Below are 17,098 nucleotides of genomic sequence, written 5' to 3' on the forward strand. Positions count from 1 at the left end.
CTGGACTCCCAAGTTTCTTCATCAACTTCTTTACAGCTTCCTGGGTGTGAGAAATCATCCCCCAGTATCTTGGTTCTAATCGTCCTTCTTCCGCAATAGCGACAGCAATTTTTTCTTTTGATACGTCTAAACCAACGTATTTTATGGTATCCTTCATAGTAACTAGCTCCTTCCGTAATGTAGCTCTGATTTGGTTTTTGTTTTTACTTCAGAAACAGTCTAACCAAATTAACCTACGATGTTACGAGTAAGGAGCTAGTTTTCGTTCATGATAACTCGGGCTTTGCCCTGTGGGGTCACGACCTTTCCTCTATTTCCCGCAGGAGTCAAGTGCCTTCCGCTACAATCCACTCTGTGCTTCTATTCCAACTGCCTAATGACAGAGATAAACAAAGAAACTCTTTTTTGTAGATAGGTTGAGGGGTTATTCCAATACCATCTACAAAGGAGCAGCAAACAACCTCATTATGATAGCTCTCCTGCTTCTATATTAAATTTCAATGCAAGGACAGAGGGTCTCCTGTACAGCTGTTCACGAATTAAAAAAGCCAAGAATGAATAATCATTCTTGGCTTTACTTTAAGTTGTTAAGCTGATGTTTTTTCTTCGTTCGGGTCGATCATGGTTCCATCTTCGAGCATTAGATGTGGAGCCGCATCTTCAAGGATCGTTTCTTTCGTAATGATACATTTTTTAATATCATCACGGGAAGGAAGATCGAACATTACATCCAGCATCATGGTTTCGATGATTGAACGTAGTCCGCGGGCACCCGTTTTACGTTCGATTGCTTTTTTAGAGATTTCAAGCAGAGCATCTTCAGTGAACTCAAGCTCTACATCATCTAATTCAAGCATTTTTTGATATTGTTTTACTAACGCATTTTTTGGTTTTGTCAGGATTTCAACAAGCGCTTCTTCATCTAGAGGCTCAAGGCTTGAAATCACAGGTAAACGACCGATGAATTCTGGAATTAATCCAAACTTCAATAAATCTTCAGGAACAACTTTAGAAAGAAGGGATTTGTCTTCTTTTACTTCAGCGTTTTTAGGATCAGAACCGAAGCCAATCACCTTTTGACCTAAACGGCGTTTAATGATTTGTTCGATTCCATCAAATGCTCCACCACAAATGAATAGTACATTGGACGTATCGATTTGGATGAATTCCTGATGAGGGTGCTTACGACCACCTTGTGGAGGAACGCTTGCTACCGTACCTTCAAGAATTTTCAGAAGTGCCTGCTGAACACCTTCACCTGAAACGTCTCTAGTGATTGATGGATTTTCAGATTTACGTGCTACTTTATCGATTTCATCGATGTAGATGATTCCTTTTTCAGCTTTTTCAACATCGTAATCAGCTGCCTGAATTAATTTCAATAGAATATTCTCTACGTCTTCCCCTACGTAACCAGCTTCAGTCAGTGAAGTGGCGTCAGCAATGGCGAAAGGAACGTTAAGAATACGGGCAAGTGTTTGAGCCAGTAATGTTTTACCGCTACCTGTCGGCCCGATCATCGCAATATTACTCTTGGACAATTCAACGTCATCGACTTTACTGCTTGAGTTGATACGCTTGTAGTGGTTGTATACGGCTACAGCCAGAGATTTCTTTGCCTGATCCTGACCAATTACGTATTCGTCCAGGATTTCCCGGATTTCACGAGGTTTCGGGACGTCTTTAAATTCTACTTCTTCTTCCGTTCCAAGCTCTTCTTCTACGATTTCTGTGCAAAGTTCGATACATTCATCACAGATATAAACACCTGGTCCAGCGACTAGTTTACGAACTTGGTCTTGTGTTTTTCCGCAAAAAGAACATTTCAGTTGTCCTTTTTCATCATTAAATTTAAACAATGATTTTCACCCCTTAGTTAAAACTTCATAAAATCGTGCTATTTTCAATAAACGAACGATTTCTTACATCCCATTACCTAAAGTTATGTACTGCATTTTATCATATTATATGTTCGTAAAGAAATTGATACGATTCTTAAGAATCATCTTATTATGTAACACGCATTTTAGCAAATATTTTACATTGCTAGTTAGTATCTTGTCCAATTGAAGTCAGGTAATGTAAGAAATCTAATTATGTATGTTCCTGGTGAAAAATAATGCAACCCCGTTAAATAAGCTTTTTCCAAAAATAGTGGTTCTTATTCTTGTTTGATGGATAAAGTTTCTTATTAGATAGAGTATAGTATTTTGGCTCATTTTGCCACAGAAACAAAAAACGCCTGGAGCAAACTCGTTTGCTCATACGTTTTTTGTTTCTGTGGCAACTTTTCAGCTCTGCTGAAAAGCGTGTGAAACGTTCGTTTCACACGAATGAGCCAAAATACGGTGTAATATGACCGTTCATTGTACAAAACAAGGCACGAAGAAATCGCGCCTTGTTTGCTATTTTTATTATGCTACAGTTTTGCTGTTTTCAACAAGGAATTCTACTGCTTTACGTACTTTAAGGTCAGCTTTAAGTGTGTCAAGGCCGCCTAGAGCTTGTTTGATGTTATCAGCAGACATGTTGTATTGTTCAGCCATTTTGTTAACTTCTTCTTCTGCTTCTTCGTCAGTTACTTCAAGGTTTTCAGCTGCAGCGATTGCTTCAAGTGTTAGGTTTGTGCGAACGCGTTTACCAGCATCTTCTGTCATTTGACCGCGAAGATCTTCTTCTGATTGACCAGAGAATTGGAAGTAAAGGTCAAGGTTCATACCTTGCATTTGTAGGCGTTGTTCGAACTCCTGCATCATGCGGTCTACTTCAGCCTTTACCATTACTTCTGGAATTTCAACTTCAGCGTTGTCAGAAGCTTTATTTACAAGAGTTTCACGAACGGCTGTTTCAGCTTCGTTCTTTTTAGACTCTTGAAGACGTTTTTCGATTTTTTCTTTAAGTTCAGCAAGCGTTTCAACTTCTTCGTCTGCGTCTTTAGCGAACTCGTCATCTAATGCCGGAAGTTCTTTCGCTTTGATTTCGTGGACTTTCACTTTGAATGTAGCAGGCTTACCGGCAAGTTCAGCTGCATGGTATTCTTCAGGGAAGTTAACTTCTACTTCTTTCTCTTCTCCAGATGCAACCCCGATTAATTGCTCTTCGAAACCTGGGATGAATTGACCTGAACCTAATTCAAGAGAATAGTTCTCAGCTTGGCCGCCTTCGAATGCTTCTCCGTCAACGAATCCTTCGAAATCCATTGTTACAGTGTCGCCTTCTTCAGCTTTGCCTTCTTCTTTTACAGCTAGCTCAGCTTGTTTTTCTTGAAGTGAAGTAAGTTCAGCTTCTACATCTTCAGCTGTTACTTCTGTTTCCATTTTTTCTACTTCAAGACCTTTGTATTCTCCAAGCTTCACTTCTGGTTTCACTTGTACTTTAGCAGTGAAGATAAGCTCTTTGCCTTTTTCCATTTGCTCAACATCGATTTCCGGACGGTCGATTGGATCGATTCCAGTTTCTTCGATTGCTTTCGCATACGCTTCAGGTAAGATGAAATCTAAAGCATCTTGGTAAAGTGATTCAACACCAAAACGTTTTTCGAACATTCCGCGAGGCATTTTCCCTTTACGGAATCCTGGTACGTTAACTTGTTTTACAACTTTTTTGAATGCTGCGTCCAAACCTTCGTTTACTTTTGCAGCTTCAACTTCAATTGTAAGTACTCCTTGGTTTCCTTCTTGCTTTTCCCATTTTGCAGACATACTGTTCCCTCCAACAATCTATAATTGATCTTGTATTTTTACGCATAGTAGTAGATAGTCCCGTATGAATCTAGCACTATCATCGTAAATATATGAAAAACTTTTACATTACAACCATTACATTATAACATACAGCCACTGTCTTTCAACAGAGAGCATTTAAATATTAGGAGAGGAAATTTCCTCTAGTTCCTTAAGTCTTGTTAGAATCCACTGAGACTGTGTGTTTTCAACCTGGTCTTTTAACTCTTCTTCAAGGATGGCATCGGCAAACATCCCTGCCGTGTAGTATGCATACACCGAAGCGATTGCTTTCGGTTCCTCCTCAATTGTAAAAGGATAGAGAAGAAAGGTATGCCTTTTCAGTAATTCTTGAGCGTGCTGAAATAGGGTAGGATTCGTTTGTGCCAGCAGATCGTCCAAAGCGTCTGTGACCAACCTAAAGAAATCAGACTCGAACACATCTTCCAATGCGGACGGAGACACCTGCTCCTTCACCCCAAACTTCGCTACATCTACTTCTTTATCCATTCCATGCTCCCTTAAAACATTTAAGATCATCGTTTGAAGAAATGGGTGGGCGGCTGGTTCCTTTAAAACTGATAACAACTCCCCAATGAACGGTTGAATGTTCCGATGAACCAGTTGTGCCACGATCAATGTCTGTTCCTCCAGGCTCTTCCCGGATAAGATAGACGATTGATCCTCTTCTGATGCTTCTTCAGGAATTTGCGCTTTTCCGTTCACTACTTTTTCACTGAATTGGAGTAGTTTCCTGAAATGTTCTTCCTTTTCAAAGGGCACTTCTTTTTCATCAAACAGTGCATTGATCGTGTCGACCACTTCCCTGTGCTGATGAAGCTGGATGAGAATCATCAAATACATATCTACGACTTCGAAATAGTCCCCGATCCCTTCAAGGAGCATCTCCTTACATATGTATCTGGCTTTGTCGTACTGCTTGCTTTCATAAAGAGAAAGCACGAGTGCAGTATTAATATCAGGATTATCAGGCTCTAATTCATAGGCTTGCGTGAGCAACTGAGAGGATTCATGAACCTCTCCTTTCTCAAGTGCCTGCACACCCTTTTCCAGCAGCCGATCCTTCAATCCTGGAAATTGGACGATTTTTCCTTTTCCTTCATGGTTTCCATTAGTCATAAAACGTACCTGCCTATACTTTATAGTTGCCTTTAGTTTAGCACGATATCTTTTGGATAACAAAAAAAGCCTACCCTTTTCAGGTAAGCTTTGTGTATGTAGGATTTATGGCGTCCCAGGAGAGATTCGAACTCCCGACCGACGGCTTAGAAGGCCGTTGCTCTATCCTGCTGAGCTACTGGGACGTGATTTGTTTTTCAAGGACAATATTTATTATATTCACATAGCATCAATAAGTCAACAGATTTTCAAAAAAAGTTTTATTTATTGTTTTATTTATTTTTCCGGAACCGTTTTTTCTAACTGAACTATTGGAAGAGAACCCGCCGTGGCAGGTTCCCACAATGATTTTACAATTGAAAGGATTGAGTCAAATCGTCCAGAACTACATGATCATTCGTTAAGAATGTTACCTTTATTTCCTGATCGTTTGCTTCTACCAATGCGTAGGTGTGTTCTCTCCTGCCTCTTGGCAAAAGAATGCTTCCCGGATTCAAGAACAAAGTGCCACTATTCAATTCTGCACCGAGTGTGTGTGAATGGCCAAAGAAAACAAATTGCGCTCCCACTTCTTCTGCTCTATAACGCAGCTTCATCAGTGACATTTTAATTCCATACACATGACCGTGTGTCACCATGATTGAACTGCCCTCTACCTTTTCAATAAGGTCGTCGGGTAGCCTGGCATCCATATCACAGTTCCCCCTCACTACAAGGTAGGGGGATAATGCGGGATCATCTGCACTTAATTCAGAATCTCCGCAGTGTACCATGGCATCTACGGTAGAATGATATTTCTCCGATAGCTCCAATAGCTCTTCTCTTGAACCGTGACTATCACTTACAACCAATAGTTTCATTCCGCTCACCCTTTAAATAAAGTCTGAGATTATGTTCTTAAGTTTTTTTAATGCGTTTCCACGATGGCTGATTTGACTCTTCTCTTCTTGAGTTAGTTCAGCCATGGATTTTCCAAGAGCAGGAACGTAGAAAATCGGATCGTACCCAAACCCATTCGTTCCTCTCTTTTCTTGTAAAATCGTGCCTTCGCATGTTCCTGTAACGGTTCTGGTTTCCCTATTTGGTCCGGCAATCGCTAAAACACAGTGAAAACGTGCGGTGCGGTCGGATTCTCCAACAGATTCCAGCTCTCCTAATACCTTCTCCATGTTCGCCTCATCACTCTTTTCTTCACCGGCATAGCGTGCAGAATACACTCCCGGACGGCCTTCCAAGGCATCGATGGCCAAACCGGAATCATCTGCGATCACCAGTTCACCTAATATTTCCGCAACCGTTTCAGCTTTCAGAATGGCATTTTCCTCAAACGTTTCACCGGTTTCTTCAACATCCTCAATATGAGGAAGGTCTAGTAATGTTTGTACCTCATATCCGTATGGAGCAAACATATGTTGAAATTCTTTTGCTTTTCCCCTGTTTTTAGTGGCTATGATCACTCGTTTTGTCATCTACAATCTCATCCCTTTATTGAAATCTCTTTACTATTTCACCTAATGATTGCTGCTGAATTTGGAATAGCTCGTGGATTCCTTCTTGTCCGAGTTTTAACAGTTGATGCAATTGATCCATCGTAAAGGTTGCTTCTTCCCCTGTTCCCTGCAGCTCTACAAATTCGCCTTCACCCGTCATGATGATGTTCATATCCACTAATGCGCTGCTGTCTTCAATATAATTCAAATCTAGAACCGCCCCGTGCTCTTCAACAATACCCACACTTGTGGCTGCCAAGAAACTTTTCAGTGGAAAAGATGAGATTTTTTTGCTGTCTTGAAGCTTAGCCACTGCGATTGCCGTAGCAACGAAAGCTCCCGTGATCGAAGCCGTTCTCGTCCCGCCATCTGCTTGAATGACATCACAATCAATCCAGATTGTACGTTCTCCTAAAGCATCTAAATCGACTACAGACCTTAATGCCCTTCCAATAAGACGTTGAATTTCCATTGTTCTTCCTGAAACCTTCCCTTTAGAAGATTCACGAATGTTTCTCGTTTCCGTTGCTCTTGGCAACATGGAATATTCAGCCGTGATCCACCCTTTTCCACTGTTTCTCATAAAAGGAGGCACTCGTTCTTCGATGCTGGCATTACAAATGACCTTCGTTTCTCCAACCGTTATAAGGACGGAACCTTCCGGATGTTTCACATAATCTGTCTCGATCTCAATATTCCGCAATTGATTCTTTTCTCTACCATCTGTTCTCATATCATTACCTCCTGTATTTTCTTACGTTATGTAAAAACGGTCTAATCAAAAATAGAAGAGGCGGCAATATGCCAACCTCTTTTCGGATGCTTCTATAATAGTATATCAAAAAATTGTTATTTAAAAACTAATTGCATTCACATTTTCTGGTCTTGTCACTGGTTCTGTGATGGTTTCGCCGTCTTTAGACACTACCGTTGCTTCACCATTCACTAAAACAGAGACTCCTTTAATTCCTTTTTGCTCCGTTAAAGAGAGAACGAGAGAATTCAACATATGTTCCGAAACCATTTTTTCTTCAAGGCTTCCATAAACTGCTTCGTTAAAATTCAATGTAACGGTCCCATCCTCAAGTTTCGGTTCGTCTAATAGTTTCGCACCTGTAAAATCACTTGCAAGCGAAGAGGAATACCCCGGACCGTCAATCAATTCATTCACAACTGCCGTTACTTCATCCACTGAATTTGAGCTCACGCGCTTGGTAACAGGTACGTAATACGATTTATCATCGGTTTGTGACACATAATACACCGTTAACGGTTTTGTACTGGTAGGATCCACTACACCTGAAGTATCCACGTTAATACCGACTTTTCTCGTCAATCCTTTTTCATCAATCGGCGTTCCGTTAACAGGCATTTCAGTCAGTGGATATCCGTTCACTCTAAGCTCTACTTTTTCAACAGATTCAAATTGAGTAAGCGTCCACGTGACGGATTGAAGAATTTTCTGCTCATCTTCCGGCTGGTAGTTATTGAATTCCGGAGAGAAATCGGCAATGGCCGTTCCGTCTTTAATATCGACTGTCACTTGCGTATCTGCCGGAAGAACGGCTCTAAAACCATTCGGCAGTACATTTTGAACCGGGCCATTTACGACCAGATACTCAAGAGCTTGTTTAGCCACACTATCTTCACCTGGGAGCGGCAGTGATTGTGAGACAACATATCCATTTTTATCGATCAAATAAAGCTCTGTCATGACCGTTTCTGCTTTCGCTTCTTCCTTGCTCACCTCTTTTTCTGCGTCTTCTCCTTTAGCCGTATCCACTTTCTCCCCTTCTTTTAAGTAGGATAGGTCTTGAGGAGGATCGATTTTCTCTTTATCATCACCGAAACTAAGTAATCCACAACCTGAAAGATATACAGAAGAAGCTAAAACCGTTACAGCAATTGACACCTTTGCTTTTTTTGCCATTGGGAAACCTCCTAAAAGACAGTTTGTACTAACATATATACGAGCCCGCTCTATAAAATAGACCGAAACTTTAATAAAAATAGTACAACCTAATGCGGAGGTGCCTTGGCCCTGAACTTAAACGGCGGTGTGTCTAATTTTGTAGAACGGTTGATATGTTGGAAAAACGGTTGATATATTGAAATGACGGTCGATAAATCAGAATAACGGTTGATAAATTAAAATGACGGTCGATACCCCTGCCACCGCACTCGCTTCATTCCCCCGAAGTAGTTAAATCCCTCCACCATAGCGGATTTCACCAACTTTCAGCCCATTCATACCCCGATTGCCCATAAAAAATAAAAGAACCATCCGATCACAAGATACTAATCCTGTAATCGAATGGTTTCTGCTTTCACTTCTCCAACTGTCAGCCAATCCGAGGCAATGCGTGAAAAGATGGCCGAGGACCCTGTGTTGAAAAAGCGGTGTTCAGGCTTTTGTACTCCCCTGTATAGGAGATTGTAATAATCAAGAATCGTACTTACTTCCCGTGCCGTTTCATCTCCAGAGCTTATCACACTGATCCCCTGACCCATGTAGGCTTTGATCTTAGGCTGTAATAGAGGGTAGTGGGTGCACCCCAGAATCAACGTATCAATATCCGTATCTTTAATAGGGCGGAGAGTCTCTTCTACGATTTCGTCCGCCATGGAGCTATTGTATTCTCCACTCTCTACTAAAGGGACAAATTTTGGACAGGCCAGTGACGTAACATCCAAGCTGCCATGCAGGGAGTGGAGCGCTTCTACATAGGCACCGCTATTAATCGTCCCCACTGTTCCAAGGACACCGATTCTCTTATTATGAGTATGCTTGATTGCCGCCCTGGCCCCAGGGTGAATGACGCCTATAACCGGGATGTCCAAATGGGTCTGAATTTCATCCAGCACAACCGCAGTGGCGGTATTACATGCGATGATCAGCATTTTCATGTCATATTGCATTAGATAATGGGTCATTTCCCATGTGAATGTTTTCACTTCTTGAGCTGTTCTGGGTCCGTAGGGACAACGGGCTGTGTCACCAAGATAGTAGATGGTCTCTTTCGGTAACTGACGCATCACTTCTCTGGCAACGGTAAGCCCCCCAACCCCAGAATCAATGATGCCAATTGGTTGAATCACGTTATTCCCTCATTCTGGTTTCATTTCTTGATGAAGCTTTGCTAAATTATCTTTTAATAGTAACACTTCTTGTTCGGAGAAATCCGTCAGGACACTCTGTAAATAATTTTGCCTTTTATTGATGACTTCTTCAATAATCCTTTCGCCCTCTTTTAGCATATGAATCCGGACGACCCTGCGATCATTTTCATCCTTCACACGTTCCACCAACTGATTTTTCTCCATTCTATCAACGAGATCGGTTGTGGTACTGCAGGCAAGGTACATTTTATTTGAAAGATCACCAATGGTCATGTCACCATACTCAAATAACCACTGCAACGCGATGAACTGCGGCGGAGTGATGGTGTACTGACTTAATATTTCCCTTCCTTTTTGTTTAATGATCGATGATATGTATCGCAGGTCTTTTTCTATATCTGCAACAACTTGTAGTTCTCCAATGATTTCTTTAGAATTCGTCATGATTACTCTCCTTTTAAAATCAGAAACTGGACATGTACTCCTTATTGAAAACGGGAATCGATCACATAAGACCTTCCTGCTTTAGCTTCTATTATATTATGGGACAAAAGCGGCCTTTCTTTCAGCCTAGACTTCCCCTATTAGCATTTTCGCCTTTTTCGGGTAAAAATTCAAGACAAGTTCGCAAATGGGACAGAACTAAAAGAGACTGACTCTCATTCAAACATTAATAGGCATCCGCGGAAGACCCGTTAATTGTTTGCCATTAGAATCAGTCCCTTACATTTAAAGCTTGAGTTCCCCCATGCGAAGAAGCTCTACAACAGCTTGAGATCGCCCCTTCACTCCAAGCTTTTGCATGGCGTTGGAAATATGATTTCGAACTGTTTTCTCGCTAATAAATAGATCACTAGCAATTTCTTTAGTTGTTTTGTCTTGAACTAACAGTTCGAATACTTCTTTTTCTCTTTTGGTGAGCAACGGTTTGTGTGTAAAATCATTGTCCTTCAATTATGGTAACCCTCCTTGCCTTCGCCAGCTTTAAACCGCGGGGATGGGTATTGTTGGTCGTCAGAATATCATATGTGAAGGGAGGGTTTAGAGTGACATAGAGGAGGAAGTTAAATGAAAAATAGGCAACGGTTTTTCACATACTACACTGGGCTAAGAAACCGCCATTTTGCAGTCAAGCTTTGCCTTCATTTCTTCCGTCCAAGGGACACCTTTTCCAGTCTGTTTTGATATTTGGACCATGGTTCCTCTACCTGTAAAGCAAACCTCTTCTTTCTCATTCAGACCCATATAGTGTAAATCCACTGAAGATTTCCCCACACTATTCGCCTTTACACACACCTTGAGCTGTTCGTCGAAGAATACTTGTTTGACAAAATCACATTGTAGATCCGCAACGACAGGAATCGTATCGTGTTCAGGTTTTACCCAGTCTTGCATAAACCCTTTGTGTTTAAGAAATTCGATTCTAGCTTCTTCGAAATAAGTGAATGGAATTGTATTGTTCATATGTCCAAACATATCAGTCTCGGAAAACCGAACCTTTATATGGATTGAAAACGAAAATTCTTTTTGCCATGTTACTATATCTTCAATGTATGTAAAATGTTTCAAATTGGCTCCTCCTTTTGGGAAATGAATATAGAATAAGAAAATGAATGGTCATTCATTATTATAAGCTTTTTCTGAAAAATAAGAAACCTTAAAAGCAAAAAAAAAGCACTCCCCCAAAGGAAAGTGCTTTTTGTTTAACTGTTAATCAACCATATGGTCGCTTCCGAAGAAGTTTTTAAACATTTGGAAAGTCGTCTCTCTGTTCAGTGCTGCAATCGAAGTCGTTAGAGGAATCCCCTTTGGACATGATTGAACACAGTTCTGAGAGTTCCCGCAGTTTGCAAGGCCTCCGTCACCCATGATCGACTCAAGACGCTCATCCTGATTCATCGCACCCGTTGGATGGGCATTGAACAAACGGACCTGTGATAATGGAGCAGGACCGATGAAGTCCGATTTACTGTTTACGTTCGGACATGCTTCCAAACAAACTCCACATGTCATACACTTCGACAATTCATATGCCCACTGACGTTTCTTCTCAGGCATACGAGGTCCGGGACCAAGATCGTATGTTCCATCAATCGGAATCCATGCTTTTACTTTCTTTAAGCTGTCGAACATGCGGCTGCGGTCTACCTGCAGGTCACGAACAACCGGGAAAGTGCGCATAGGCTCCAAGCGGATCGGTTGTTCCAATTGATCAACTAAAGCGGTACAAGACTGTCTTGGCTTCCCGTTGATCACCATTGAACAAGCTCCACATACTTCTTCCAAACAGTTCATATCCCAGTTAATCGGAGTAGTATGTTCCCCTTTTGCATTGACCGGATTACGACGGATTTCCATCAGTGCAGAAATAACGTTCATATTCGGACGGTAATCAAGCTCGAACTCTTCTTGGAAAGGGGCTGTTTCCGGGCCATCTTGACGAGTAATGATAAAACGGACTCTTTTGTTTTCACTCATCATTTATTTCCCCCTTTTTTCTTAGAATAGTCACGCTTCCGTGGTGCAATCAGTGAAGTATCTACTTCCTCGTAATGGAATTCAGGTGAATTCGTTGCAGCATTGTATTTAGCCATCGTCGTTTTCAGGAATTCTTCATCATTACGTTCAGGGAAGTCAGGTTTATAGTGAGCTCCGCGGCTCTCGTTACGATTTAAAGCACCGATTGTAATAACACGGGCAAGTTGCAGCATGTTCCACAATTGACGTGTGAATGTTGCCCCCTGGTTGCTCCATTTAGCAGTGTCATTGATATTGATGTTTTGGTAACGTTCCATTAATTCCTGGATCTTTTCATCTGTCTGTTTCAGCTTATCGTTATGACGAACAACAGTCACGTTATCCGTCATCCACTCACCAAGTTCTTTATGAATGACATAGGCATTCTCAGTACCATTCATGGACATGATGTTGTTCCATTTTTCTTCTTCCTGTTTTACATAGCGGTCAAATAAAGAAGAAGGTACGGATTCAACAGTTTTCTCAAGTCCTGCAATATATTTAATAGCATTAGGACCCGCAACCATACCACCATATATAGCGGATAGTAATGAGTTCGCTCCTAAGCGGTTACCTCCGTGCTGAGAATAATCACACTCACCAGCAGCGAATAAACCAGGGATATTGGTCATTTGATCATAATCCACCCATAGTCCACCCATTGAATAGTGAACCGCAGGGAAAATTTTCATTGGTACTTTACGTGGGTCATCACCCATGAACTTCTCATAGATTTCGATGATTCCTCCAAGCTTAATATCAAGCTCTTTCGAATCTTTATGAGAAAGATCCAGGTAGACCATATTTTCACCGTTAATACCAAGCTTTTGGTTTACGCACACATCAAAGATTTCACGTGTTGCGATATCACGTGGTACAAGGTTTCCATATGCAGGATACTTCTCTTCAAGGAAGTACCAAGGCTTACCGTCTTTATACGTCCAGACTCGTCCCCCTTCACCACGGGCCGATTCACTCATGAGGCGAAGCTTATCGTCCCCAGGGATGGCTGTCGGGTGAATTTGAATGAACTCACCATTTGCATAATATGCACCTTGTTGATATACGATCGATGCGGCTGAACCTGTATTAATGACAGAGTTCGTGGATTTACCGAAGATAATTCCAGGGCCACCGGTTGCCATGATCACGGCATCAGCTGCAAACGATTTAATTTCCATCGTTTGCAGGTTTTGAGCAACGATTCCTCTTGCCACTCCTTCGTCATCCACAACGACTCCAAGGAATTCCCAACCTTCGAACTTATTCACTAGCCCGGCTACTTCATGACGTCGAACCTGCTCGTCCAAGGCATACAATAATTGTTGCCCGGTCGTAGCACCCGCGAAAGCTGTTCTATGATGCTGCGTTCCACCGAAACGACGGAAATCCAGTAATCCTTCCGGTGTACGATTAAACATTACTCCCATACGATCGAGTAAATGAATAATTCCCGGTGCCGCTTCAGTCATTGCTTTAACGGGCGGTTGATTCGCTAAGAAATCCCCACCATACACTGTATCATCAAAATGTTCCCAAGGAGAGTCTCCTTCTCCCTTGGTATTAACGGCTCCGTTAATACCACCTTGTGCACATACAGAGTGAGAACGCTTAACGGGTACCAGTGAGAATAAATCTACTTGCGTTCCTTTTTCTGCTGCTTTAATTGTGGCCATCAGGCCGGCTAAACCGCCACCGACAACGATGATTTTGCCTTTACTCATCGTGACTCACTCCTTTTCCTACCATACTTCGAGAGCACTTATTTAATCTATTAGACTCGTATCTATTTCTTCTTATACGAAGGCAAAAATTGCACGCATACCGACAACCGATAACGCTACAAAGATTCCGATCGTAACATATGTAGCAATTAATTGAGAACGAGGTGAAACTGTAATTCCCCAGCTCACGCAGAATGACCATAAACCATTCGCAAAGTGGAAGATCGTTGAAAGAACACCCAGCACATAAAATCCTAGCATAAATGGATTAGATAAGATGTTTTCCATCATTTGAAAGTTCACTTCAGCCCCAAATGCTGCTGCTACCCTTGTTTCCCATACATGCCAAGTAACAAAAATAAATGTGATTACTCCAGACACACGTTGAAGTAAAAACATCCAGTTACGGAAATAACCAAACTTACTTGCATTGTTCTTAGACGTGAATGCAATGTAAATTCCGTAGATTGCATGGAAATACAATGGAAGGAAGATGATAAAAATTTCAAGGATATAACGGAAAGGTAAACTTTCCATGAAGTGTGCCGCCTGGTTAAATGATTCTTCCCCGCCAGTGGCAAAATGGTTCACGACTAAATGTTGTGTTAAAAATAATCCAACTGGAATAACACCTAGCAATGAATGAAGCCTGCGATAATTAAATTCTCGATTTCCAGCCATGATTTACCCCCCTTAATGATAAAATATGAATTCGTTTTCTAATGAATTTTCAAGAATGATTAGACGACGATACATATTTTATATTGTAACAATAATGTGACATGTCCATTTTACTCCCAAGGAGTGGAAGCGTCAAGAAAACGTATACATAATTTCGACAATACCGCAAAAATATTTTCAATTTATTGATAACAGAAAAGATGAGGTATTGCCACGTTAAATGTTCGAAAATTCAAATAAATATCAAATAAAAATTATATCACCAAAATATCCCAAGGTCATTTTTCAAGGTATGGGATGATAAATCCACTTTTCATGTATATAATAGTTTTATAGAAAGAGGGGATTTACTTGGAACAGAAAAAAGAAGAAGTACATCAACCGTCCGTTCCAATCTTCGGATATGAAATGTTACGTGACATATTGATTCCAGAAATTTTAGGAAAGCATACACCCGATATATTATACTGGGGTGGAAAACAGCTCTCTCGGAAATTCCCCCTTCAGTCATCAGAGGAACTGATATCGTTTTTCGCTGAAGCCGGCTGGGGAACTCTTACACTGCTGGAACAAAAAAAGAATGAGATGACCTTTGAAATAAGCGGACCGGTGTTAGAACGACGCCTTGCCTTAAAGTCGGATGTAACATTCAAACTGGAAACGGGCTTTCTAGCCGAACAAGTACAGTTACAAAAGAAATGTGTGGCAGAGGCTGCCGACGAACTACATAAACGGAGTCATTCAGTGAAAGTGATTGTAAGATGGGACGAGAAAGATAAAGTAGAGTAGTCCTTACCGACATCCTTTTCCTACTCTAATAAAGGGTTGCCCATGACAGGCAACCCTTTTTCACTTGTTCCGCTTTCTGCTCCTTTAGTATTATAACGTGATTTCTTCCATCTTCACCGCATCCAGGTTAAATGCAGTATGTAGGACACCTGCTGCTTTTTGCATATTTTCCTCGTCTACGACAGCAGATACTTTGATTTCAGACGTGCTGACCATTTTCACCACAATGTCGTTTTGAGCTAACACTTCGAACATTTCCGCTGCCACACCTGGATTTGAGATCATACCGGAGCCAACGATCGATACTTTTGCAAGCTCACTTTCATGCTCAACATGGGTAAAGCCTAATTGCTCTTTGTTTCGTTCCAGAACAGCAAGGGTTTCCACCAGGTCCTGTTCTTTAATAGAGAATGATAAATTGGTCGTATTCTGATCGGTTTGGCTTTGAATGATAATATCTACATTCAAGTGATTTTTGGCTAAGGTGGTAAACACTGAAGATAGTCCCGTTAATGCGTTTCCTAGTCCAAATACAGTTACACGTGTGATTTCACCTTCAAATGCTACGCCTCTCACGATCAGGTTTTGTTCCATGCTTGCTTCCTCCTCAATATACGTTCCTTCAATTTTCTCAATACTGGATCTGACTTCTAATGGAATTTGATAATTCTTGGCAAATTCCACTGCCCGTGGATGCAGGACTCCAGCCCCTAAATTAGCGAGTTCCAACATTTCATCATATGAAATGGACGGTAATTTCCTTGCTCCTTTAATATAACGAGGGTCCGTTGTGTATACCCCGTCTACATCTGTATAAATATCACAGCGCTCTGCTTTCAGGGCAGCCGCGATCGCCACGGCGGTTGTATCCGATCCCCCACGACCGAGAGTTGTAATTTCCCCAGATTCAGTCATCCCTTGGAATCCCGCTACGATCACCACTCTTCCCGATTCAAGGTGACTCAACATCTTTTCAGTATGGATATTGGTGATCCTCGCATTACTGTGAACGGACTCCGTCTCGATCCCGGCCTGCCAGCCGGTGAATGAGATGGCATCGTGTCCGGATTGAATCAGGGCCATCGTCAGGAGCGAAATGGTGACTTGCTCCCCTGTAGAAAGAAGCATATCCATCTCTCTCTTACTAGGTTGCGATGTAATTTCCCTTGCCAATCCAACAAGTGTATCCGTCGTTTTCCCCATGGCGGATACCACGACCACAACATCATTTCCTCTTTCTTTTTCTTCTGCGATTCTTGACGCAACATTTTGAATTCTTTCCACAGAACCTACTGAAGTCCCACCGAATTTTTGAACAATAATACTCACTGCTTCTCCCTCTTTCTCACTCGAGTGCTTGGTTAAGACTCATTCTTTGATGGTGAAGAGTACAATCACAATCATCCTAAACGTTCATGGAACAGGTTCATCACCTGCGCTGGATAATAAAAAAAGCAATGAGAATAATATCTCATTGCTTTATGAACATACAGCAGAACATACTAAATAGGTTCATGGGCATTGTGAGATAGCTCTCCAAGATTGAATCATCTTGACAATCCTACATTTCTTAAACGTAGAACCAGCGGAATCAGCATGAGACCGAAACCACTTCGGCGACTCTCCCCTTTCCAGGCATCTCAACAGAGCTCATACTCCTCTTTACCTGTACTTTTGAAGTTCGCACCTCTATCACCACTTTAAAAAGTGATAATGTTATAAATTTTCGTTAATTATAGCATACAAAAAATTATGATTCAATGCACAATTCAAAATAAAATTCATTTTTTGTTTCACGTCGTAAACCTTTTTGATAGTTAATAGGAGCGAGAGTGGTTGATTTCCGCTACAGGTGCTCGCTTTCCGCGGGGGGCGTGAGTTGAGCACCTTCCGCTCCAATCAACTATCATAGTCA

Annotated in this window: 16 protein-coding genes, 1 tRNA gene and 1 riboswitch; of the genes, 1 reads left to right on the plus strand and 16 read right to left on the minus strand. The window is 41.5% G+C overall.

Annotation, left to right across the window (positions count from 1 at the left end):
- Window positions 1-587: 587 nt before the first annotated feature.
- The 15 genes from clpX to FZC88_RS17945 all read right to left on the minus strand — a co-directional run bounded on the left by clpX (window position 588) and on the right by FZC88_RS17945 (window position 14,394).
- Complete coding sequence (clpX, locus tag FZC88_RS17875) at window positions 588-1,859, minus strand: ATP-dependent protease ATP-binding subunit ClpX (RefSeq protein WP_113969530.1); 1,272 nt, start codon at window positions 1,857-1,859, stop codon at window positions 588-590.
- A gap of 555 nt (window positions 1,860-2,414) precedes the next feature.
- The gene (gene tig / locus FZC88_RS17880; RefSeq protein ID WP_148995887.1) at window positions 2,415-3,701 is read right to left on the minus strand and encodes a trigger factor; all 1,287 of its coding nucleotides are present in this window, start codon (window positions 3,699-3,701) and stop codon (window positions 2,415-2,417) included.
- A gap of 159 nt (window positions 3,702-3,860) precedes the next feature.
- Entirely contained in the window at window positions 3,861-4,862 is a 1,002-nt protein-coding gene (locus tag FZC88_RS17885) for a tetratricopeptide repeat protein (RefSeq protein ID WP_148995888.1), read from the minus strand.
- A 108-nt stretch (window positions 4,863-4,970) separates the two neighbouring features.
- Window positions 4,971-5,047 (minus strand) — tRNA-Arg (locus tag FZC88_RS17890).
- A 165-nt stretch (window positions 5,048-5,212) separates the two neighbouring features.
- Window positions 5,213-5,722: a metallophosphoesterase gene (locus FZC88_RS17895; RefSeq protein WP_148995889.1), complete on the minus strand. Its 510-nt coding sequence runs from the start codon at window positions 5,720-5,722 to the stop codon at window positions 5,213-5,215.
- A 12-nt stretch (window positions 5,723-5,734) separates the two neighbouring features.
- Window positions 5,735-6,331, minus strand: a complete 597-nt coding sequence (locus FZC88_RS17900) for an XTP/dITP diphosphatase (protein ID WP_148995890.1) — start codon at window positions 6,329-6,331, stop codon at window positions 5,735-5,737.
- Window positions 6,332-6,347: 16 nt separating this feature from the next.
- Window positions 6,348-7,085: a ribonuclease PH gene (gene rph / locus FZC88_RS17905; protein ID WP_148995891.1), complete on the minus strand. Its 738-nt coding sequence runs from the start codon at window positions 7,083-7,085 to the stop codon at window positions 6,348-6,350.
- Window positions 7,086-7,205: 120 nt separating this feature from the next.
- Window positions 7,206-8,282, minus strand: a complete 1,077-nt coding sequence (locus FZC88_RS17910; RefSeq protein ID WP_148969858.1) for a GerMN domain-containing protein — start codon at window positions 8,280-8,282, stop codon at window positions 7,206-7,208.
- Between the two features lie 368 nt (window positions 8,283-8,650).
- Entirely contained in the window at window positions 8,651-9,451 is an 801-nt protein-coding gene (gene racE / locus FZC88_RS17915; protein WP_148995892.1) for a glutamate racemase, read from the minus strand.
- Between the two features lie 9 nt (window positions 9,452-9,460).
- The gene (locus tag FZC88_RS17920; protein WP_148995893.1) at window positions 9,461-9,916 is read right to left on the minus strand and encodes a MarR family winged helix-turn-helix transcriptional regulator; all 456 of its coding nucleotides are present in this window, start codon (window positions 9,914-9,916) and stop codon (window positions 9,461-9,463) included.
- A gap of 285 nt (window positions 9,917-10,201) precedes the next feature.
- Window positions 10,202-10,426, minus strand: coding sequence for a helix-turn-helix domain-containing protein (locus tag FZC88_RS17925; RefSeq protein WP_032087424.1), 225 nt, complete (start codon window positions 10,424-10,426; stop codon window positions 10,202-10,204).
- A 153-nt stretch (window positions 10,427-10,579) separates the two neighbouring features.
- Window positions 10,580-11,041: an acyl-CoA thioesterase gene (locus FZC88_RS17930; RefSeq protein ID WP_148969861.1), complete on the minus strand. Its 462-nt coding sequence runs from the start codon at window positions 11,039-11,041 to the stop codon at window positions 10,580-10,582.
- 141 nt (window positions 11,042-11,182) lie between these two features.
- Window positions 11,183-11,950: a succinate dehydrogenase iron-sulfur subunit gene (gene sdhB / locus FZC88_RS17935; RefSeq protein ID WP_148970048.1), complete on the minus strand. Its 768-nt coding sequence runs from the start codon at window positions 11,948-11,950 to the stop codon at window positions 11,183-11,185.
- Entirely contained in the window at window positions 11,950-13,713 is a 1,764-nt protein-coding gene (sdhA, locus tag FZC88_RS17940) for a succinate dehydrogenase flavoprotein subunit (RefSeq protein WP_148969862.1), read from the minus strand. Before sdhA ends, sdhB begins: the two co-directional genes overlap by 1 nt.
- A gap of 72 nt (window positions 13,714-13,785) precedes the next feature.
- Window positions 13,786-14,394: a succinate dehydrogenase cytochrome b558 subunit gene (locus tag FZC88_RS17945; protein WP_148969863.1), complete on the minus strand. Its 609-nt coding sequence runs from the start codon at window positions 14,392-14,394 to the stop codon at window positions 13,786-13,788.
- Between the two features lie 351 nt (window positions 14,395-14,745).
- Between FZC88_RS17945 and FZC88_RS17950 the strand changes: the two genes are divergently transcribed.
- Window positions 14,746-15,183 (plus strand): YslB family protein, encoded by a 438-nt coding sequence (locus tag FZC88_RS17950; protein ID WP_262371960.1) that lies wholly within the window; start codon window positions 14,746-14,748, stop codon window positions 15,181-15,183.
- 90 nt (window positions 15,184-15,273) lie between these two features.
- Here FZC88_RS17950 and FZC88_RS17955 read toward each other — a convergent pair whose 3' ends face one another.
- Complete coding sequence (locus FZC88_RS17955) at window positions 15,274-16,512, minus strand: aspartate kinase (RefSeq protein WP_148995894.1); 1,239 nt, start codon at window positions 16,510-16,512, stop codon at window positions 15,274-15,276.
- Window positions 16,513-16,704: 192 nt separating this feature from the next.
- Window positions 16,705-16,883: riboswitch (Lysine riboswitch) on the minus strand.
- Between the last annotated feature and the right edge of the window lie 215 nt (window positions 16,884-17,098).

Origin of the sequence: Rossellomorea aquimaris (genome assembly GCF_008180865.1) — a bacterium.
GTDB classification, from domain to species: Bacteria; Bacillota; Bacilli; order Bacillales; family Bacillaceae_B; genus Rossellomorea; species Rossellomorea yichunensis.